Annotated in this window: 10 protein-coding genes; 9 read left to right on the top strand and 1 reads right to left on the bottom strand. The window is 66.5% G+C overall.

Features of this window, described 5'->3' with window-relative positions:
* The first annotated feature begins 206 nt into the window (after positions 1-206).
* The 8 genes from ASD77_RS03860 (at position 207) to ASD77_RS03830 (ending at position 19,279) form a co-directional block, all read left to right on the top strand.
* Positions 207-1,238, top strand: a complete 1,032-nt coding sequence (locus ASD77_RS03860; RefSeq protein WP_200947354.1) for a zinc-dependent alcohol dehydrogenase family protein — start codon at positions 207-209, stop codon at positions 1,236-1,238.
* 11 nt (positions 1,239-1,249) lie between these two features.
* The gene (locus ASD77_RS03855) at positions 1,250-1,549 is read left to right on the top strand and encodes an antibiotic biosynthesis monooxygenase family protein (RefSeq protein ID WP_055937559.1); all 300 of its coding nucleotides are present in this window, start codon (positions 1,250-1,252) and stop codon (positions 1,547-1,549) included.
* 105 nt (positions 1,550-1,654) lie between these two features.
* A complete protein-coding gene (locus ASD77_RS18005; RefSeq protein WP_156383456.1) occupies positions 1,655-1,909 on the top strand; it encodes a hypothetical protein in 255 nt (84 codons plus the stop codon).
* A gap of 977 nt (positions 1,910-2,886) precedes the next feature.
* Positions 2,887-3,594: a response regulator transcription factor gene (locus ASD77_RS03850; protein ID WP_055937557.1), complete on the top strand. Its 708-nt coding sequence runs from the start codon at positions 2,887-2,889 to the stop codon at positions 3,592-3,594.
* A gap of 346 nt (positions 3,595-3,940) precedes the next feature.
* Complete coding sequence (locus ASD77_RS03845; RefSeq protein WP_055937554.1) at positions 3,941-13,357, top strand: SdrD B-like domain-containing protein; 9,417 nt, start codon at positions 3,941-3,943, stop codon at positions 13,355-13,357.
* Positions 13,354-16,764, top strand: coding sequence for a hypothetical protein (locus tag ASD77_RS03840; RefSeq protein WP_162247583.1), 3,411 nt, complete (start codon positions 13,354-13,356; stop codon positions 16,762-16,764). Before ASD77_RS03845 ends, ASD77_RS03840 begins: the two co-directional genes overlap by 4 nt.
* A gap of 11 nt (positions 16,765-16,775) precedes the next feature.
* A complete protein-coding gene (locus ASD77_RS03835) occupies positions 16,776-17,795 on the top strand; it encodes an OmpA family protein (protein WP_055937547.1) in 1,020 nt (339 codons plus the stop codon).
* A 224-nt stretch (positions 17,796-18,019) separates the two neighbouring features.
* Entirely contained in the window at positions 18,020-19,279 is a 1,260-nt protein-coding gene (locus tag ASD77_RS03830; RefSeq protein WP_162247582.1) for an ATP-binding protein, read from the top strand.
* A 583-nt stretch (positions 19,280-19,862) separates the two neighbouring features.
* On the opposite strand, the gene ASD77_RS03825 is transcribed toward ASD77_RS03830, so the two are convergent.
* Positions 19,863-22,064, bottom strand: a complete 2,202-nt coding sequence (locus tag ASD77_RS03825) for a M61 family peptidase (RefSeq protein WP_235578471.1) — start codon at positions 22,062-22,064, stop codon at positions 19,863-19,865.
* Here ASD77_RS03825 and ASD77_RS03820 point away from each other — a divergent pair.
* Complete coding sequence (locus ASD77_RS03820; protein ID WP_055937537.1) at positions 21,969-22,580, top strand: PAS domain-containing protein; 612 nt, start codon at positions 21,969-21,971, stop codon at positions 22,578-22,580. The genes ASD77_RS03825 and ASD77_RS03820 overlap by 96 nt on opposite strands.
* Positions 22,581-22,693 lie beyond the last annotated feature (113 nt).

Genomic DNA, 22,693 nt, shown 5'->3' with positions numbered 1-22,693 from the left:
CCAGCACGCATGATCGCTGAAGATCCACCGCCGCGTCACGCTCGACCGCGAGTCGCGCCACCCACAGCCTGAAGCAGACCGGCCCGCCATTTTCAATCCGTGCTTGAAGCAGCTTCATGCGGCGCGTGGCTACTGCCCGGGATATCGGCTCCCACTATATCTGGCACCACACGGCCCGACCCGGGCCGTTCCCACAACGAGGAAACATGAAGATGAAAGACTCGATGAAAGCCATGGTGCTCAGCCGCTTCGGTGGAGCCGATGCGTTCGAAATGCGCGATGTGCTGGTACCGGACGTTGGTCCCCGCCAGGTGCGCGTGCGCATCCATGCGACTGCCGTCAATCCGCTCGACTACCAGATCCGGCGCGGCGACTACGTCGATCACGTGCCGCTTCCTGCGATCATCGGTCACGATGTCTCCGGCGTGATCGAAGAAGTCGGCTCGCATGTGACCGAGTTCGCCGTGGGCGACGAGGTGTACTACACCCCCAGGATCTTCGGCGGCGCCGGTTCCTACGCCGAGCAGCATGTTGCCGACGTGGAGCTGGTGGGCCTCAAGCCCACGAACCTCACCCACCTGGAAGCGGCCAGCCTGACGCTCGCTGGCGGAACGGTGTGGGAAGCGTTCGTGACGCGCGCGCAGCTCGCCGTGGGCGAGACGATCCTGATCCATGGCGGTGCGGGTGGCGTCGGCACCCTTGCGATCCAGGTCGCGAAGGCCATCGGCGCACGGGTCATCACGACCGCACGTGCCACTGATCACGCGTTCGTGCGTTCGCTCGGCGCGGACGAGGCAATCGACTTCATGACCGACGACTACGTGGAAGCCGTCGCCACGATCACCCGGGGACGTGGCGTCAACGTCGTCTTCGACACGATCGGCGGCGATACGCTGGCCAGGAGCCCGCTGGTGCTCGCCGACGCCGGGCGCGTCGTCAGCCTTGTGGACATCGCGCAGCCGCAGAACCTCATCGAAGCCTGGGGCCGGAATGCCAGCTACCATTTCGTCTTCACCCGCCAGAATCGCGGAAAGCTTGACGCGCTGACGGCACTGGTCGAACGCGGCCAGGTGAAGCCGGTCATCGGCGCGGTCCTGCCGCTTGCGCGCATCGGCGAGGCGCATGCGTTGCTGGAGAACCCCGGCCCCTACGCGCTGCGCGGCAAGGTCGCCATCGATGTAGTGGGGCAGACGGTCTCACTGCCGGCCGGCTCTACGCCGTCCGCCACAGTTGCTTGAGGACGCCCACCATGGTGACCGAACTGGCCCTCCTGAGTATCCGGCCCGGTGAACAAGCATCCTTCGAGGCCGCGTTCGCACGCGTCAGCGTACTCCTCGCGGCGGCCGACGGTCATGACAAGCACCGTCTCGTGCCTTCCTTGGATCAAGCCGACCTCTATGTGCTTGAAGTCCAATGGCGGGATCTCGCGGCGCACGTGGACATGTTCGAGCCCAGCGACGCGCACGCGCGGTTCATGGCGGCACTGGAGCCGTTCTTCGCTGCCGAACCTCGTGTGATCCACGTGCCGGCACGCAGTGCGGACGACTGACACGACGGCCGTGATGCACGGCCGATGTCGCCAACCCGTCAAGCCTGGGCGCGATCTTTCTCTCCCTCTCCTGCTCATCATCCTCCAAACAAGGAACCAACTCCCATGAAATCCCCTGTCACCACCTTCGTCTTCTTCCTGCTTGCAGCCACTTCCTCGGCGACGTTCGCCCGTGAGCCGGTTGCCGAGCCTCAGAGCGCCCGCACTGAAGCCACAGCGGAGCGCAGCAGCACAGCGCCTGAAACGGCACCGACACCCTCGACGCGCCCGTCTTCGTCGGTGGATACCCGCAAGCAGAAGCGCTGCCGCCATTCCTACAAGACCGTGGGCATCGCCTGCCGGAAGCCCGCGTCGCGCTGATCACTACGAGAGCGCTCGAACAGCGATGTCGATACGGAAGTTAGGGTGTGGGGGCGCTATTAGCGTCCCCTCGCCTAAACGCTTCAGACTCCGGCCCGCTCTCATGTTTGCTTCTGGCCGGAAGCAGACAAAGATGGCACGGCATACTGGAGCGCCCGAGGAGATGCAAAGCGAGCCGGTAAAGAAGTGAGGCGAAAAGTGAGCCGCATCTTGAGCTGAAACGGGCTAGATTCAGGAAGATCAATTTAGTGAGATTGGTATTCGAGTGCGGGTGGCACCAGAAAAGCAGTCCGAGAACATCCAGATTCGTCTGATAGTCGCCGGGAATCGGCCATCCCCGTAGGCGGCGCGGTGGCATCCGGCGAGCACGTGGTCTCCGCGTTCGCGCATGGCCACTGGCACTGGTTCTTTATCGACGCGATCGCACTCCTGATGGCGGTGATCTTCTGACGCATGGCGGTCGCGGTGCGGCGGCGCGCTCGCACCGGGGATCCGCACGGTGTATGGCCTTTGCGGCCCGTTGTCGGACGCTGCGGGCCAGCTCGCGACGAGCACTCATCCCCTGCATCCGCCACAGCACACCGATGGCAGGCGTTCTATCGCCTGGGGCGCCAATCAGTAGCCGGTTTCGGCGAATTCGTGCAGCAACTCCACTGCCAGCGCGCTGGTCGAATAGCGCAATGCACCCACCGTACTGTCGCGATCGAACATGAGGGCGGGGTCGAGATCGAGCAGATGGCGTGCGAGGGGGGGGGGCAGCTGGGCCGGCGCATCATACAGACGGATGACGTAATCGATGACTGACTCCGTGACGCGCTGCGCCGCTTGGAGGTGCTGCAGCGGGGCAGTTGCTTGGTGACGACCAGCTCGCCCTTCATCAGGGTGGAAGTGCCGGAAGCGAAGTTTTCACACGCGCGCGTGGACATAAGCCGCGAAATGTGAGTTACGCTACGTTTGAGCCGTTGAATCCCTTGTCCATGAGCCAACACGAGTTGCCGTCTCCACGCGTTGCCGTTGTCGAGGATGAAGACGAACTGCGAGGCATGATCGTCGACGAGCTGAGCGAGCGTGGCTACGACGTGGTGGGCCTGGCGAGTGCAGAAGCCCTGTACCGCCACATGAGTGTCCAGGCCCTCGACATCGTGGTCCTGGACATCGGCCTGCCCGGAGAAAGCGGGCTGGAGGCGGCGTCGCACCTGCGGCAGCTTGCTTCGGTAGGCATCATCCTGCTGACCGGCCGCGGCGGCAAGAAACTCATGGCGAAGAGCCTTGCGATGGGCGCCGATCTTTTCCTCACCAAGCCCATCGATTACGACGTGCTGGCCTTGGCTGTCGCCAATCTCCATCGTCGGCTGGCACCCGCGATGAATGGCGCGGCACTGGATGACCAGGATGCGCCCACCTGGTCGTTGTCCGACGCAGGCTGGACGTTGCATGGACCCGATGCCAGGACGCTGGCGCTCAGCGAGGCGGAGCGCACGATCCTAGCCCGGCTTCTGGAGCGGCCTGGAACGCCCGTGTTCAGAAAGGCGCTTATCGAGGTGCTTACCGATCAGCCCTGGGATTTCGATCCCCATCGGCTGGACGTTCTTGTCCATCGTCTTCGCGGAAAGGTCAACAGCCGTTTCTCGCAGCCGCTGCCGCTGCGCGCCGTGCGGGGAATCGGCTATGTATTCGCACCCTGACGCTCGCCTCCTGTGAGAATCGGTGAGTTTGGGTGAGCCACCGTCATTGATGCCCGTCCCAACGCAATAGAGACTTCGCGCACCTCCGGCGCCGGCATCGGCACTGGAGTCGCACCGCACGAGCGGTGATGTCTTCTCGCCATCCCGAGGGTCGATCCCCGCCACGGTTGCTGCCGTGACGCGGGCAAGGCCGTCCTGATGGCTTGCCGGGTTCGATCCGGCCAGGTGGAACAGGGGAAAATCAGTGAACGAGCAGGGTGAGCCGACATCGATCGGCGGATGCGCGCGCGCGCGCGCGGGTTCGACGGGGTGGTCGCTGCGGAATCGCAGCCGGGCGTGGCGCTGGATGACCTTGGCGACATGGCTGCTGGCACCTGCCGCACTGGCGGCCGATCTGCAGATCACGGACCTTTCCGACACGGGCTACGATCCGACGCCGGCCGGCGGCGAGGTGGTCTACAACGTCACGGTCGAGAACGGCGCCGCCGATACGGTGCCCAACGCCGTGGTGATCTTCGACCTGCCTGCCGGCACGGTGGCCGGCACGTTGCCGGCATTCTGCAGCGCCGACGCCGCCGTAACCACGCGCGTGGTGTGCGCGGTGGGCGAACTGGTGGGCACGCAGACGGCGCAGGGCGCGCCGGTCAGTTTCCAACTCGGCGTCGATACGGGCGGCCAGGCACCGGGCACGGTGACGATGCGGGGCGCCATCGGTTTCGGTTCCGCGGTACCGCCGGCCGGCACGCCGATCACGGCGCTCACCCCGGGCGATGCGTTCTTCGCCAGCGACACCAACACCGCCAACAACCAGCGCAACGAAGCCACCACCCTGACGATCGCTGGCGACCTGCGCCTGCTCAAGAGCGCCACGCCGGATCCCGTGGTGGGCGGTGGCGAAGTCACCTACACGCTGACCGTCTTCAACGACGGCCCGAGCGCATCCACCAACTTCCGTGTCGTGGACACGCTGCCGGCAGCGGCGACGTACGTGGCCAGCAGCTTCAATGGCGCTGGCTGGACGTTCAACAGCGGCACCATGACCGCGACCCACGCCGGAACGCTGGCGGTGGGGTCGAGCAGCAGCTTCACCTTCCGTGCCCGCGTGAACGCCGGCAGCGGCAACATCATCAACGCGGCGACGGTGGAAGCCATCGGCACGCCGGATGCGGATCCGAGCAACAACGATGCCAACGTCACCACCAGCATCACGCCGGGTGCCGACCTGGCACTGAGCAAGTCCGCGGCACCCGCGCCCGCGATCGCGGGCCAGTCCGTCACCTTCACCCTGACCGCGCGCAACCTCGGCCCGAGCGTGGCGCAGAACGTCAGCATCACCGACGCACTGCCGGCGGGCTTCGTGATCACCGGTGGCACCCAGCCGGGTGGCTGGAGCTGCAGCAACGATGGCGCCAACGGCACGCGGACGTGCACGCGCGCGGCGGCCATGCCGGTCGGTGCGGTGGAGACACTCACCATCGTCGCCACCGTGCCCTCCACGGGCGCCAACAGCAGCGGCGACGTCACCAACACGGCGACGATCAGCTCCACGACGCCGGATCCGAACGGTCCCGTCCTGGGCGTGAACAACAACAATGGCAGCGTCACCTTCACCGTGCTGGCCGACGGTGCCGACCTGTCGATGACCAAAAGCAAGTCGCCGGCGCTGGTCGCAGTGTGGGATGGCGTCGGCCCCGACACCGACAGCCGAATGACCTCGCTGATCCGCGTGCGCAACCTGGGGCCGCGCGCCGCCAGCGGACAGGTACAGGTGGTCGACGAACTCGCCGCGGGTGAAGAGTTCGTGTCCGCATCCGGTCCGTGGACCTGCGCGGTCGACAATCCGTATGCCGTGCCGCCCGCACGGCAACGCGTGACCTGCGACTTGAATGCCGGTTCGCTTCCGCTGGCGGTGAACACCAACTCGCCGCAGCTGCAGATCGTCAGCCGCGCGCGTGCCGCGGGCTCGCTGACCAATACCGCGTGCACTGGCGGCTCCAACGGTTCGGTCGAACCGCTGACGGCCGGTGGCATCGACCAGGATCCGGAAACCGGAAACGACTGCAGTGGCGCGGGCACCCGCACCACCGACGAGCGCGCCGACCTGCGCATCGCCAAGCAGACCAATGGCCCGGGCGATGCGGACAATGTGCTGACCGCCGCGCAGGACACGGTGACCTATACGCTCACCATCACCAACGACGGCCCGAACAGCACCACCGGCATCGTGGTGAACGATGCGATTCCGGGTTTCGTGACCGGCCGCACCACCGTCAGCGCGAATGCACCCGTGGGCTGGAACTGCACGACCGGCGCGTCGGTCGTGTGCCGCTCCGGCACCACGGCCCTGGCGAACGGCGCCAGCGCCAGCATCGTGCTGACGGTGCAGCGCGCGCTCTTCGACAGCGCCGGACTGGGCGCGGGCACCTGTGGCGGTGTGCCCACGACCAATGCGTTCTGCAATACCGCCGGGGTCGGCATCGATGCCGCCGTGGCAGGGTCGGTCGGCGAGATCAACGCGGGCAACAACAACGCGTCGGACTGGCTGCGGATCGATCGCGTCGCCAACGTGCAGACCACGGCGAAGAGCATCAGCTCGGGCGCGACCGGCCAGGCCGGCGTCAACACGACCTACGTGATGTCGTTCCGCAACCAGGGGCCGTCGACGGTCCCGGGCGTGGTGTTCCGTGATGTGTTCACGCTGCCCGCCGACGATGCCGGCTTCGTACTGATGTCGGCCACCCGCACCGGTGGCGGCACCGCCGCGTGCGCGGCCTCGCCCGGTCCCGGCATCACCACCGCGCCCGCCGCAGGTGGCGTGTCGTACGCCAATCCGACCGCGGGCACCGCACAGGTCACGCTGACCTGCGCGCCGCTGTCGCTCGCCAATGGCCAGACCGAAAGCCTGACGGTGGTGATCCGTCCGAACGTCAATGTCGGCAACACCGGACGCGTCTTCACCAACGTGGCGGACTTCTTCTTCGACCGCAACAACGACGGTACGCCCGACCCCGCCAGCGGTTCGGACGCCAATGGCAGCTTCGATTTCAATACCGACGGCAGCGCCGGTGACGACCAGCGCAGTGCCAGCCTGCCGTTCAACAGCGGCAGCGTGGACCTGATCACCAACAAGGTGGATACCGGCTTCACCGGCGGCGTGGATCCGTTGGGCTACGACGCCGTGACAGCGGCCAACAATGCCATCACGTATCGCGTCACCGTGCGCAACAACGGACCGTCGGTAGCCACGAACGTACGCATCAGCGATACGTTGACGCCGCTCGTGGGCCGTACCGTGCGCTTCCTTGGCGTGTCCGCGTCGACAGCGGGGCCGTTCGTCGACACGGATTGCAGTGTGACCGCGGGCAGCAACCCTGCGGTGGGTGCGCCGCTGGTGCTGGATTGCGTGATGCCGGGCATCGGCTTCTCCACCAACCTGCCGGGTGTGGTGGCATCCGGCCAGACCAGCACGCTCTACCTGCGCTATGCCTACGAGACGCCGCCCGGCGCCTCCGGCGATACGCTGCTGAACTCGGCGACCGCCAGCTCGGCGGAGACCGACACCAACCTCGCCAACAACACCGCGGACCAGGACACGACGATCCGTTCGCGCGCCGACCTGGCCGTCACCAAGACCATGGTCGCGCTGGCACCCGACCCGGATCCCGCCGTGGCGCTGCCGCCCACCATCGGCTCGGTGTCGCTGCGACAGCCGTTCTATTACGTGATCGGCGGGGTCAACAACGGTCCGGGTGCGAGTCTCTCGCGCGACCGTACGGGTACCAGTCCGCTCAATGGCACCGGCACGGTGGTGACCGACACATTGCCGGCGAACCTCATCGTCACCGGTCCGATCACCTGGCGGAAGGATGGCCCCGATCCGGGCGGCGACGAACAACCCGTCGGGACGGGCACCTGCAGCCAGGCGGGCAATACCGTCACCTGCACCCTGGGCGACATGACGGTCACCGGTCGCGCACGCATCATCGTGCCCGCGCGCTGGGATGCGTATCCCGCGGGCGGTACCACCAACAACACCGCGACCATCGCGACCGAACAGGTCGATCCGGTCCCGGGCAACAACACGACCACCGTCCCGCTCGGCATCACGCGCTCCAGCCTGGCGGGCGTGGTGTTCGAAGATCGTGACCGCACCGGCGCCAACGGCGGCACCCACCAGGGCGCAGCTACCGAACCGGCCATCGCGGGCGTGACCATCACCCTGACCGGCATCGATGCGTACGGCAACGCCGTCAATCGCAGTGCCATCACCGCTGCCGACGGCAGTTACAGTTTCACCGATCTGTCGCCGGCCGATGCCGCCGGCTACACACTGACGCAGACGCAGCCTGCCGGCTTCGTCAACAGTCCCGTGGCCCTGCCCACCAGCGGTGGCGCGGAGCCTTCGCTGGGTGGCACCTACAGCGCCGGTTCGCCCAACTCGATCATCGCCGCCATCCCGGTCGGCGCCGACCAGGCCGGCGTGCGCTACAACTTCCCTGAAGTGCGCCGCCCGGCGCTGTCGGGCTTCGTCTACATCGACGGCAACTTCAACGACATCCGCGACGCGGGCGATGCGCCCATCAGCGGCGCCACGGTCGAACTGCTCGACGCCGGCACTGGTGCCGTCGTCGCGACGACGACGACGGATGGCAGCGGTGCCTACGGTTTCAGCAATCTGGATCCGCTGATCGTCTACACGCTGCGCGAAGTGCTGCCCACCGGCAGCTACCAGAACCGTCCGACGGCGGTGAATCCCGGCCAGGTCGGCGGCGCGCCGTGCGCCACGGGCTGTACGCCGGGCACCGGCGTGGCGGGTGATGCCGCCACCACCGATCGCATCAGTGGCATCGACCTGGGTGCGGGTACCGACGGCACCGTGTTCAACTTCGGCGAAGACGCCGTGGCCGGTATTTCCGGCAGCGTCTACGTGGACCGCAATGGCAACGGCAACTTCGACGGTGGCGACGCCGGCACGGTCAATTCGCGTCCCAACGGCGGGCTGCAGGGCGTCAGCGTCACGCTGACCGGTGCGGGCGCCGACGGCATTTTCGGCAATGGCGATGATCCGGCGCCGGTGACGGTGCAGACCGATGCCAATGGCGCCTACCAGTTCGCCGACCTGGTGGTCGGGCAGGACTACCGCGTCGGCGAAACGCAGCCCGCGGGCTATGCCGACGGCACCGAAAATCCCAGCAACGCCATCGACATCGCCAACCTGCCGCCGGCCGGTTCCGCCGGCAACGACTTCGGCGAAATGCTGGGTTCGCTGGCGGGTCTGGTGTTCGAGGATTTCTCGGCCACCGCCGCCAACAACAACAACGGCACCTTCGACGGTGGCGAGAATCCGATCGCCAACGTCACCGTGACGCTGACCGGTACCGATGTGCTGGGCAATGCGGTCAATGTCACCGCGCAGACCGATGCGGCCGGTGCGTACGTATTCCGCGACCTGCTGCCGCCGCAGGCCGGCACCACGTACACGATCACCGAGACGCAGCCCACCGGCTACATCGATGGCCGGCACACGCCGGGCAATGCCGCCACGCCGGGCAGCGCCACCACGTCTAACGTCATCGACGGCATCGCGATCATTGCGGGCCAGGCGGCCACCGGCTACCTGTTCGGCGAGCTTGCCAATGCCTCTATCAGCGGCACGGTCTATCTGGACCGCAACGACAACGGCGACCAGGACGGTGGCGAACCCGGCATCCCCGGCGTCACCGTGGTCATCGAAGGCGCCGGCCCGGATGGCGTGTTCGGCACCGGCGACGATCTGCCGCCGGTCACGCTGACCACCGATGCGAACGGCGGCTACAGCTACGGCGGTGCGATCACGGGGCAGAACTACCGCATCGTCGAGACACAGCCCACCGGTCTGGCCGATGGGCAGGAGAACACCTCCAACCGCATCACGCTGACCAACCTGCCGGCCGCCGGTTCCAGCGGCAACGACTTCGGCGAACTGGCAGCATCGCTGTCCGGCAGTGTGTGGCTGGATGCCAACAACAACGGCGTGCGCGAAGCAGGTGAGAACGGCATCGCCGGTGTCAGCGTCAGCCTGCCTGCCGGCACGCTGGATGCGCTGGGCAATGCCGTCGCTGCCGCCGTGACCGACGCCAATGGCGAGTACCGCTTCGGCGATCTGCTGGCCGGCACTTATGCGGTGACCGAGCAGGCTGCGCAACCCGTCGTGGGGGGTGCTGCCACGCTCAATGGCCTCACGGTGGCCGGCACTGTCGGCGGCAGCAGCAGCGGCACCGCCACGTCCGTGACGACCCTGCCCAGCGCCATCGCAGGCATCGTCCTGCCCGCGGGCGGCGATTCGGTACAGAACAACTTCGGTGAAACGCTGGGCGTGTCGCTGTCCGGCCGCGTGTTCTTCGATGCCAACAACGACGGTGTGCAGTCGGGCGCGGCTGAAACCGGTATCGAAGGCGTGACCCTCACCCTGACGGGTACCGATGACACTGGCGCGTCGGTGTCGGTGACCACGACCACCGATGCGAACGGCGACTACGCTTTCGACGGCCTGCGTCCCGGCACCTACACGGTGACCGAACCGCAGCAGCCGACCGGCACCAGCAACGGTCAGACCGTCGCGGGCACCGTCGGCGGCACGTCGACGGGCACCGCCACGCCGATCACCACCGTGCCCAGCGCGATCAGCACCATCGACCTGACCACGCCGGGCAGCGCATCGGTCGACAACCTGTTCGGCGAGATTCCGCTGAACAGCGCGATCAGCGGCCGCGTGTGGGAAGACACCGACAACGACGGCGTCATCGACCCGTCCGAGCAGGGCATCGGCAACGTGGTCGTGCGCCTGACCGGCACCGACCTGGCCGGCAACACCATCACCCGCGAGGTGACCACGCAGCCGGATGGCAGCTATGCCTTCACCGAACTGCCGCCGGGCACGTACATCATCACCGAGCCCGACCAGCCGGCCGGCACGCTCAACGGCACCACGATGCCGGGCACGGGTGGCGGCACCGCCACGCCGCCGACCAGCACACCGTCGGTGATCAGCGCTGTCGTGCTGGGCGTGGGCGAGGAAGCCAGCGGCAACAACTTTGGTGAAGTGCCTTCCGGCAGCATAGCCGGCCGCGTCTACAACGACGGCAACAACAACGGCGTGATCGATGCCGGCGAAGGCGGCTTCCCCAACGTGCAGGTCGTGCTGACCGGCACCAATGAGCTGGGCGAAACGGTGGACGTCACCGTCACCACCGACAGCGAAGGCCGCTACCGCTTCGACGACCTGCGCCCGGGCACCTACACGGTGACCGAGCCCACCCAGCCGGCGGAGACGCTCAACGGCATCACCACGCCGGGCACCCTCGATGGCACGCCGGTGGGCGTCGCCACGCCGGTGAGCACCACGCCGTCGGCTATCAGCGGCATCGTGTTGCCGCCGGGCGGCGATTCCATCGACAACAACTTCGGCGAGATCGGCGATTCGCCGGACCTGGTGGTCAGCAAGACCGCCACGCCCACCACGTTCACCGTCAACAACCCGGGCAGCTACACCATCCGTGTGCGCAACATCGGCCAGCAGCCGAGCGCAAGTGAGTACGTGGTGGAAGACCGCCTGCCGGCCGGCCTCACGCTGGCGGCCACGCCGACCGGCAACGGCTGGACCTGCACGGGTGCTTCCGGCGACAACCGCTTCCGCTGCAGCAGCGGCGCGGTGGTCGCGGCGGGTGCCACGCTGGCCGATGCCATCGTCGCGCAGGTCCGCGTGGATGCGTCGGCAGCGACCGGCACGCCGGTCAACAACGCTGTGCTGGTGGAAGGCGGCGGCGAGAACGAGTTCCGCACGCCGACCACCGACGAGCGCGCCGACTTCGAAGGCAATCCGGCCGACCTGCCGGTGTGCGATCCGGCGATCACGCAGAACGCGTGCCGCCTGCCCACCGCCGTGCAGTTGTCTGCGTCGGTGTCGGGCACGGTGTGGTTCGACCAAGGCAGCGAGTTCGGCCTGATCGACGGCGGCGACCGTCGCCTGTCCGGCTGGGTGGTGGAGGTGGTGAACGGCAACGGCCAGGTCGTCGGCACGGCGACCACGGGCGCGGACGGTACGTACTCGATCGCCGACCAGGTGCCGGGCATCCCGCTGGCCATCCGTTTCCGTGATCCGGCGACGGACGTGGTCTGGGGCCTACCGGTCAGTGGCGAAACCGTCACCGGTCCGCCGGTGCCGTGCGATGCGGGCAGTGCCGTCGCCAACGGCACGGCCAGTTCGTGCCGCAGCAGCGACAACGGCTTCACGCATCTGGCGGTGGTACTGGCGCCGGGCGCCAACCTGCCGCAGCAGAGCCTGCCGCTGAATCCCGGTGGCGTGGTGTACGACGCGACCACGCGCACGCCGGTCCCCGGTTCACGCGTCACGCTCACGCCGGTGGGTACCTGCGCGGGCTACGCGCCCGAGCAGCACGTGCTGAACGCCGCGCTGGGCGGTTACACCGTGCAGGGCACGTCGGTGTCGATGACGGTCGGTGCGGAAGGCTTCTACCAGTTCCTGCTGGGTCCGGATGCGCCTGCCTCGTGCCGCTTCCAGCTGCAAGTGACGCCGCCGGCCGGCTATGCGTTCGAGTCCGGGATGATCCCGGCGGAAACCGCGCCGCTGTCGCCGCCGTCCACGCCGGGCGTGGGGCATCCGGTGCAGACCAATGCCACCGCGCCGACGGCGCCGGTGGGCACGGCAACCCGCTACTACCTGGAGCTGACGCTGGGTTCGGCCGTGGCAGTGCCGGTGCACAACCACATCCCGCTCGACCCGCAGGTCGCACCGGGCCTGGTCATCACCAAGACCGGCGACCGCAAGACGGTGGAAGTGGGCGACAGCCTGGTCTACACCATCACCATCCGCCAGACGGCGGGTGCGTCGATGGGCACAGTCAACGTCGTCGACCGCCTGCCGCACGGGTTCACCTTCATCGACGGCACTGCGCGTGTCGATGGTGCGGGCATCGCCAATCCGCTGGGCAAGCCCGGCCCGACGCTGGTGTTCGATGTCGGTCCGCTCGCCGTCGGCGCGCAGAAGACGCTCAGCTACCGCGTCCGCGTCGGCGTGGGCAGCCAGCAGGGTGACGGCATCAACCGGGCGCGTGCCCATGGCTGTTCCATCGAGGGCGGTTGCGTGGATCCGACCACGCTGGCGCCGTACCCGAACGGCGGCGTGGTGCCGTCCAATCCGGCCGAGTACCGCGTGATCGTCAGCGGTGGCGTGTTCACCGACGAAGGCTGCGTGCTGGGCAAGATCTTCGTGGACTGCAACGTCAACCACGTGCAGGATCGGGAAGAGATCGGCATCCCCGGCGTACGCATGTACTTCGAGGACGGCACCTGGATGGTCAGCGACTCGGAAGGCAAGTACAGCTACTGCGGCCTGCCGCCGAAGAGCCACACGCTGAAGGTCGATCCGTCCACGCTGCCGGTCGGCTCGCGCCTGACCACCAGCAGCAACCGCAACCTGGGCGATGCGGACAGCCTCTTCATCGACCTGAAGAACGGCGAGCTGCACCGCGCGGACTTCATCGAGGGCAGCTGCTCCAACCCGGTGATGGAACAGGTGAAGGCGCGCCGCACGCAGGGCGAGATCCGCGCACCGGAGACCGAGCGCAACCAGCAGCCGTTGCGCTTCGACAGCAAGCCGGCGCGCGCGCCGCAGCAGGCCACCGATTCGGCCAACCAGCAGCCGATCGTCGCGCCGAGGGCGACCGCCACGGATGGAGATGAAGGCAAGGAGGTGCAGCCATGAGCCGCATCCCCTCCCGCCCCTCAGCCCCGTCGGAAGCCAAGCCCATGCGTGTCACGCGTCATTCCCACCATCCGCTGGCGCTCGCCCTCGCGCTGGCCATCGTGCCCACGCTGGCGACGGCGCAGACCGTGTCCGGCGACCAGCGCTTCACGCCCGTGCTGGGGCAGGGCACGCCCCTGTTCCCGCAATCCCCGCAGCTGCAGGACACCGCGTCGCAACCGCTGTACGCGCAGCCGGGCAACGTGGACTACCGCGTCAACGCGGGCGTCGACCGCGTGGTGGTCGATGTCGACCGCGACGGCGTCCCAGCCGATGGCCAGTCGCCGGTGCGCGTGGTGGTGCAGCTGTTCGATGCCGACGGCAAGCCGATGGCGGGCGACGCGTTCGCCACCATCGAGCACACCGGAGGGCGCATCAAGCTGCCGGACGGACGCACCGACGAACTCGGTCCCGGCCGGCTGGATGCCGACAAGGCCACGCCCGGCGTGCAGCTTCCCGTGCGCGACGGCAGGGCCGAATTCGAACTGCTCGCGCCGCACGATCCGCAGGACGTGCTGCTGCGGGTGACGTCGGGCGCGCACAGCGCCGAGGGCGTGGTCGGCTTCGTGCCGGAAATGCGCGACATGATCGCCACCGGCCTGATCGAAGGCGTGATCAACTTCCGCCGCAACGGCGACGGGTTGATCAACGGCACCCAACGCGGCGATGGCTTCGAGCGCGAGATCCGTCGCTGGGAGAAGCAGTTCAACAGTGGCAAGGCCAACGGTGCGGCGCGTGCGGCGTTCTTCGCCAAGGGCACGATCAAGGGCGAATACCTGCTCACCGCGGCTTACGATTCCGACAAGGAGGTGCGTGCCCGCCTGTTGCGCGACATCCAGCCGGAAGAGTTCTACCCTGTATACGGCGACGCCTCGCTGCGCGGCTTCGATGCGCGGTCGGCCGAACGCCTGTACGTGCGCGTGGACAAGGGCCGCAGCTACCTGCTGTATGGCGATTTCCAGACCGGCGACAACCTGGCGACGCAGACCGGCGTGGATGCCGGCAGCCGCGCCGCGCCGCGCGTGCTGGGCACCTACAACCGCACCGCCACCGGCCTGGGCTGGCACTTCGAAAACGCACGCGTGCGCGGCAATGTCTTCGCCATCGAGGATTCGCTGCGCCAGGTGATCGAGGAGCTTCCCGCTTCCGGCAGCGGTCCTTACGGCCTGCGCAACAATGCGGTGCTGGAAGGCAGCGAGCGCGTGGAAGTGGTCGTCCGCGATCGCAACCAGCCTTCGCGCATCGTCTCGGTGCGTCCGCTGGGGCGGCTGGTGGACTACAGCTTCGAGCCGTTCTCCGGGCGCATCCTGCTCAACAGCTTCCTGCCGTCGTTCGACAGCGACCTCAATCCCGTTTCGCTGCGCATCACCTACGAACTGGACCAGGGCACCGAAAAGTTCCTGGTACTGGGCGCGGATGCGCAGCTGCGCGTGGGCGAGCACGGCGAGATCGGCGGCTCGTACGTGGACGACCGAAATCCGTTCGCCGCCTTCGAGATGGGCAGCGCGAACATCGGCTACCGCCTGGGCGCGAACACGTGGCTGGTGGCCGAAGCCGCGCGCACGCGCAGCGAAGTGAACACCAACTCGGTCAACCAGTACGGCACGCCCGCGCTGCAGGGCCTCAGCGGGCTGGTGGAAGGCAACGCGTGGCGCATGGAGCTGGGACACGCCAGCGAGGACGTGGACCTGAAGCTGTTCGCCGGCCAGTCCGATCCGGAGTTCAACAATCCCGCGTCGCCGCTGTACGGCGGCCGCGGCGAGTACAGCCTGACCACGCGCTGGCGTCTCAACGACCGGTTCGAGCTGTATGCCGAAGGGCTGCGCAGCGAGGACCGCAATCCCGATGGGGGTGAACGCAACGCCGCCAGCGCGGGCACGCGGGTGAAGCTGACCGACAAGCTGACGCTGGATGTCGGCTACCGCGCCATCCGCGAGACCGTGGGCGCGTACTACACCTGGGCCACCAACAGCGGCTACGGCAACATCGGCGGATTGTCCGGCGGCTATGCCACCGGCGCCGGCGGTGGTGCGCTGGGCTATGGCCAGCAACCGCTCGATCCGTTGACCGGCCTGCCGATCATCAGCAGCGGCAACCCGAACGACGTGGCCAGCGGCCTGCCGGTAGGCACCGAACTGTCGTCGGACATGCTGCGCATCGGCGTGGGCTATCGCGCCAGCGACCGTTTCAGCCTGGGCGGCGAAGTGGAGCAGGACATCCATGGCGAGGACCGCAACCGCGTGGCGCTCGGCATGGACTACCAGCTGCGCGAACGCAGTCGCGTGTATGGCCGCTACGAAAAGCAGACCGGCATCAGCGGCGTCAACGGCCTGACCCAGGATGGGCGCGAAGCGGACACGCTCGCGCTGGGCGTGGATACCAGCTTCATCAAGGATACGCAGCTGTTCTCGGAGTACCGGCTGCGTGACGCCATCGCGGGCCGCGACATCCAGGCCGCGTCGGGCATCCGCAACCGCTGGGACCTGCGCGAGGGCCTGCGCCTGGATACGTCGTTGGAACATACCAACGTGATCTCCGGCAACGTCGGCGATTCGACCGGCATCGGCGTCGCGCTGGACTACACCGCCAATCCGATGTGGCGCGGCAGCGTGCGCGTGGAGCACCGCATCTCCGACGATGTGGCCGGCACGCCGACCAACGAGGGCTACAGCACCACGCTGCTGCAGTTCCTGGCGGCCCGCAAGCTGAGCCGCGACTGGACGCTGCTGGCGCGCAACTACCTGCTGCGCACCGAGTACGACGCGCGCGGCGACGTGTTGCAGGACCGTTTCCAGATCGGTGCGGCGTACCGCGACACGGACACCAACCGCGTCAACGCGCTGGCCCGCTACGAGTACAAGCTGGAGAAGGACGAGAGCGGCATGGACGGCTCGGGCTTCGGTTCGGGCACGGGCCAGGACATCCGCACCAGCGCGCACATCGTCTCGGCGCATGCCGACTGGCATCCGTCGCGGCCGTGGTGGCTGACCGGCCGCGTGGCCGCGAAGTGGCAGCAGGACAGCTTCTTCTATGCCGACACCGGCCGCGTCGATGACGACTTCAACGCGGTGCTGGTCTCCGGCCGCGTGGTCTACGACATCACCGAGAACTGGGACATCGGCGTGCTGGGTTCCACGTTCCGCGGCCAGGACGGCGCCAACCAGTATGCGTTCGGCGTGGAAGTGGGGCGGCTGCTGCGGCAAAACCTCTGGCTGTCGGCGGGCTACAACGCCACCGGCTTCCGCGGGGACGAGGACCTGACCGGTTACGAGTACACGCAGCAGGGCGCGTTCATCCGCCTGCGCTTCAAGTTCGACGAAGACCTTTTCCGTAGAGACGACGTCCGCTACCGCGACCCGGTGCGCTGAGGAAACACGACATGACCATCACCAAGCCCGCCCTTCTCGCCGCCGCCGTCCTCGCCACCCTGGCCATGGGCGCCAGCGCGCAGCAGACCGTGCTCACCCCGCAACGCGACCGGATCACCGACGAGGCCATCCACGCCGACCTGTCCGGCTACGAGCACACGCAGGGGCGCATCAAGGCGCTCAACGATGCCGGACGCCCGGTGCGCGACTACCACCTGTCCAAGGCGCAGTGCTGGCTGGACGTGTCCTTCCACGAATACAGCCGCAACGACCGCAGCGACTTCCCGCAGGAAGCGCTGACCGAATCGGAGAAGCTTATCGTCGGCATGGAACAGGGCGTGTCACCGCTGCCGACCGACACCCCGCTGGTGAACGGTGCCGCACGCGTGCGCGAGGACCTGTGGCAACGCCTGCGTGCCATCCATGGCACGCCGGGCTTCAGCTGCGCGCAACAGGCCGTGGCCTGTGGCGAAGTGGAACTGGTGCACGCGGGCAACGAGTTCAACCAGCAGCAGTGGCGCCACGCCAAGCCCTACATCCAGATCGCCGAGGACTGGATCAGCGACGCTGAAGCCTTGGCGCGCCAATGCGGCGCCACTCCCGACGCACCCACCGCAGTGCCCGCCGGCACCGCGCTGACCGTCAACGTGCTGTTCGAGTTCGATCGCTCCGGTCGCGACGACACCCGGGTCTACTCGCTATCGAGCCTCGATCGCGAACTGGCCCGCCTGCCCAAGGAAGGATTGACGCTGACGGGCGTGGAACTGGTGGGCCACGCCGACCGTCTGCAGGGGCGCGGATTCGACTACAACCAGGCGCTCTCCGAACGGCGTGCCCAGACCGTGCAGGCATTGCTCATGGAGCGCGGCATCGATCCGGCCATGATCACGTACACCTTCAAGGGTGACGTGGAGCAGGTCCAGCAGTGCGACGGTGTGAAGCCCCAGGCAGCCCTGCGCGAGTGCCTGATCCCCAATCGCCGCGTCGAAGTGCGGTTGCTCGTTCATTCCGCCCAGGTCGACTCACAGTAACGCCTATACTCCACCTGTCTTCGTGGATGGATGGAGTGGAGTGATGGGAAACCTGCGCGTCGTCCGGTCGTCCAGCGAGCGGATTCATGAGTGAGGGCGACATCTTCGTCGCCCGCGGGCGCCACGGTACTCCGGCATCGCGTCTGGCCCGCCTGTGGCGCGCGCCCATCGCGTGGTGGCGCAATGTACCCATCGCCGACCCGGTCGACAGGCGCAATGCGCCGATGCTGCAACTGATCTCGTCGCTGCTGGCGGTGCTGCCTGCGCTGGCATGGGCGTATCGCGCCTTTGCGGTCGATATCCCGTGGCGGCCGGGCGAACTCACCAGCATGGCGCTGAGCCTGTCGGTGTGCGCCGCCGCGGCCATCAGCTTCGTGCTGATCCGGCATGGACGTTTCGCGTGGGCTTCGCGGTTGCTGCTGGTGGTGTTCGCCGCCTCCGTGGTGCCTGCCTACCTGGCCACCGGGTTCGGTGCCCAACGCTTCGAGCAGCCCGTGCTGGTCATCTGGATGGCGATCGCGGGGCTCGTGGTGGGCAGGGCGGCGCTCTGGCTGATGTTCGCCTGCATCGTGGCCGCGTTCTTCCTGGGCATCTCGGTGGATGTGTCCCGCCAGGGCGACGCCGCCGCGCTGTACGGCGACGCCGCGTTCAGTGCCGCCATGTTCCTGATGATCGCCATCGTGCTCGACCGCAGTTCGGCCGCGTTGCGCCAGAGCCTGGGCGAAGCCACGGCGCGCGGCAACCAGCTCGCGGCAACGAACCAGCGATTGCAGCAGGAGATCAACGATCGCGAGCTCGCACAGGAGCAACTCATCCACGCCCGCAAGGTCGAGGCGGTGGGTCGACTGGCGGGAGGTGTGGCGCACGATTTCGGCAACATCATGGCCGTGATCAGCGGTTATGCGCGCAAGGGCCTCAGGGCGGGCCAGGTGGAGGAAGGCAGGGCGTCGTTCGAAGGCATCGAGGCGGCTGCGCGCCGGGCGACGCTGCTCACGCACAAGCTGATGACGTTCGCGCGGCAGGACGACTACGCGGAAGAGACCTTCCATGCCGCCAGTGCCCTGATGGAAATCCAGTCCATGCTGCGCCAACTGCTCAAGCCCGAGGTTGAACTGCGGTTCGCCCTGGACGATGCTGCGGCACCGATCCGGATGGACAGGGACCGGTTCGAGCTCATGGTCCTCAACATCGCGGCGAATGCCGATCATGCGATGCCCAACGGCGGCGTCTTCTCCATCGGCGTCGCGCAGGGTGACGACGGTGGCAGCGTGCTGGAGTTCACCGATACCGGCTCAGGCATGGGTGAAGAGGTGCTCGCACGCGTCTTCGAGCCCTTTTTCACAACAAAGCCAGCGGGGGAGGGTACCGGTCTTGGCCTGTCCGTCATCCGCGACTTGGTGACACGGGTCGGCGGTACGATAAGCGCACATAGCCAGCTGGGGGTTGGCACGACGTTCAAAGTGGCGCTACCCGCTGCAGTGTAGATGCGCTTCCAAGTGCATTCGCCGCCGGATGGCAGATGCTTATCACTGCTGTCTGCTCCTGGACGACGCGAGCGCATAGAGTCTTTGAGCAACGAGACATCATCATGCAATCTCACCGGCAGATCGAGTCGCATGGTCGTCATGCAGCCTCAAGCCCGACCCCATCTTTGTCGAGCTTCAACATGAGCTGGCGTACAGGCTGGGGTGCCTCGCAGACATATGAGCTGACTGCGAGATACTAACGAGCGAGTTGACCGAACTTCGTAGAGAACATCCACTGCAGCTCCGTCAGTCTCCCGGTATTTGGGCAGCAGCTTGTTGCCGAAATCCGCCATCCAACTCATCGTCTCGCTTGCCAAGCGGCATGCCAAGAACGTCATGGCGCAGCACCCAAGGCCGCTTCCGACCCGAAGCGGATTTCGCCGAAATAGGAGATTGGCATTGTTATCAGGCGTGCGCGTCGCGCCGCCGACTTTCCGGTAAAGCCGGCCCAGTATCAGCCAATCGGCGAGAAGCGCTTGAAGTTTTGAGCGCCTCGGCCCGCCAGCCCCGTAGTTGCTCCGCAGTAGTGTGAGAGCGGCTTCTAAGGCGATCGTGAATTCAGGAGTTGCGCTAGCCGGTCAGGGCGGCCGCTCATTCTGCGCAAATGCGGATAGCGCGCTCCCCTGTCATAGTCGATCTCCAGGTCGGACCGATACGCGCCTTGGTTGATCCGTAATGCCACCGGTTCATCAACGCTTCTCGCAATCGCGCGCAGTAGCGCTTCGCGAGAGAACGCTTCGCCATTGATCGCCTCCACTACCGCCCCTGGACCAATGCCCGCGCGGAATGCCGGGCCTTCCCACGTGACCGACTGCACTCGTCCGTGCGCGTCGACCACCATGCCAATGGAATGGCGTACATCGTAACCTCCCATCTCCGCCTCGTTTTGCAGGAAAGTGGCCGTGGGTTGTTCGTCATAGACCAGTTCCCAGCCGGCGCGACCCAAGCCGCCAAGTACCAGCGGCACGTGTGTGTCGAGCCGTTCGTCGAGATGTTTTGACCAGTCGATGGGCAACAGCCTGTGCAGGGCGGCACACAGATCATCGAAGGTGTAAGTGTGCGGACCTGGCCCAAGCTCAGCAGAGTAGAACGCGGCAGCCAAGTCGTCCAAGCCGTATCGGTCGCCGGAACCTTCGCGAAGCATCATGTCGACCTCTAGCCAGAGCAGAACTCCCTCTGTGTAGTAGTCCTTGCGGCGCTGCCACTCCGGCCACACTGCGGCGCGACTCGACATGTAAAGCGGGTCGTTGGTGGTGTCGCGCAGGGGCTTCCATGCCCGGCCATTCATCGCCTGGACAGTGGCCGCATCCAACGCGAGTTTGTCCAGCGTCTCCTGCTGGCTGCGGAGGCCGCTTCTGGCCGCCAGCACTCGCCCCCAGAACTCGGTCTGACCTTCGTAGCTCCACAGCATGCCATTGCGTATTGGAGTGTTCGGCGTGGGCGTCCACTGTCCTACCGGCACACGAAAGCGGCCATTCCATGCATGCACGTGTTCGTGGACGATCAGGTCGAGGTTGTTGAGTTGGCGGGAGCGGTTCCGGAAGTAATCCGCAGGGAGATAGATCTCAGCCGAATCGGTGTGCTCGATGCCCCCGGGAGGGAACGCGTCGCTCAGGATCACCAAGGCCTCGAACCTTTCGTACGGCGCTCGTCCGAATACCGCATGGGTTTCCCGCATCATGCGGCGCATGTCGGCCGCGTCCCGATCCGACAGTTCTGGAGTTTCCCCGCTGTCCGACAGGAGACTCAGCCGGAAGGCGGGCTGTCCGGCCAGGCCCAAGTCGTAAGAGCGGACATGTCTGGCCGCTATCGCCGGCGCGTCCAACAACGTGTCTAACGTCGTGACCGCGTACCTCACCGATCCGTCGGAGGCCTCTTCGGCATGCAACGAAGAAACAGCATGCAGGCCACTCGGGAGACGGACCGATGCCTGGACGGGGATGTTGCTCGCGTACCAGCCCGCGGGGTAGAGCAGCAGCCTTTGCCACTGCACTGCGACCAGGTCCGGTCCCAGGATGGCGTCGCCCGGTCTTACTGCGTACTGGAACTCGACGGTGATGTCGTCGACACCTTCTGGCACATCGAGGTGGAAGGCGTGCATCTCGAGCTCATCCCTCCGCCACTCCAGACGCTGCGAGCCGGCGAACACCACCGGCCCCGCCAAACTTGCCGCTGACAGCGTACGCGCGTGGCTGGATGCTTCCCACGCCGGGTACAGCAGGGTTGTCCTGCCTGGCGTCTGCACAGGAATGGTTTCCCGGACACGGAATATCCTGCGATTCAAATCGCTGGCATCGACCTCTAGGCGTATCGCGCCGTCGAATCTGCGGTCCTGCGGTGCTGGAATCTCGGGCTGCTGCGGACCCCACTGCGGGCGACCGCCTGCGGCGGGGGCCACGCCTAGCGTAGTCACCGCGCCAAGGATCAAAACCAGCCAGCGGGATCTGACGCCAAAACTTCTATGGCTTTCCACTTCGTGCCTCGCTGTCGTCGCCCCGGAGTCTGGGGCACGTACAATAGGCGCGTATAGACAAATTGTAAACAGTAGAGTATTTGAAAAGATCGCTAGGATCGGGCTACGCTGCTCGCTTCCCGCGCACCGCCACATACTGAAATGCCGAATCATCCCCGTCGTGTCGCGGCCCTCGTGCCGTATTTCCCCGTCGCCGATGCGATAGCAGCCTTGTTCCGACCCCACGTTGAAGTGGTCGTCCATGATCTTGTGACGATGAAGATCGCTCACATCGCCAATCCAATCTCCAAGCGCAAAGTGGGCGACAGCTCCAGCGGGGATCGCTTTCCGGATGAGGCGCTGGAGCATCAAGTGATCGGCCCCTATCGCAAGACGCACACGGATGGCCGCAACATGCGTTGCATAACTGCGGTGATACGCAATGAGAAGGGGCATCCACATGGAATGCTCTGCGTCAATTTCGATGTAACCATGCTGGAGCGCGTGCGCGACAGCCTGGGGATTCTTGCCTTCCTACCTCCGTCCCCTGAGCCTGAAAGCTTCTTTCACGACAACTGGCGACAAGTGCTGGAGCGGATCGTCAGCAACCATGAAACCGAGCAAGGGATGTCAGCCCGGGCATTGGGCGCTCCTGGACGCCGTGAAGTGATCGCCCGATTGCATGCTGCGGGGATTCTGGATATCCGCAACGCGGCACCCGTGGTCGCCGGCAGGATAGGCATCTCCCGTGCGTTGCTCTACCGATATCTGAAAGAGATTCGGGGAATCGACCCGGCCGACGGATAACTTTTGAGTGCCGCAGCTTGACGATCGCTTTGACTCGGGCGTTGGTCTATGTCCGCTCCTGGCCGGAAGCAGATGGCACGGCGTACTGAAGCGTCCGAGGAGATGCAAAGCGA

The sequence above is a fragment of the Pseudoxanthomonas sp. Root65 genome (assembly GCF_001427635.1).
In the GTDB taxonomy this organism is placed as follows: domain Bacteria; phylum Pseudomonadota; class Gammaproteobacteria; order Xanthomonadales; family Xanthomonadaceae; genus Pseudoxanthomonas_A.
This window is presented reverse-complemented; position numbering and strand designations above follow the sequence as displayed.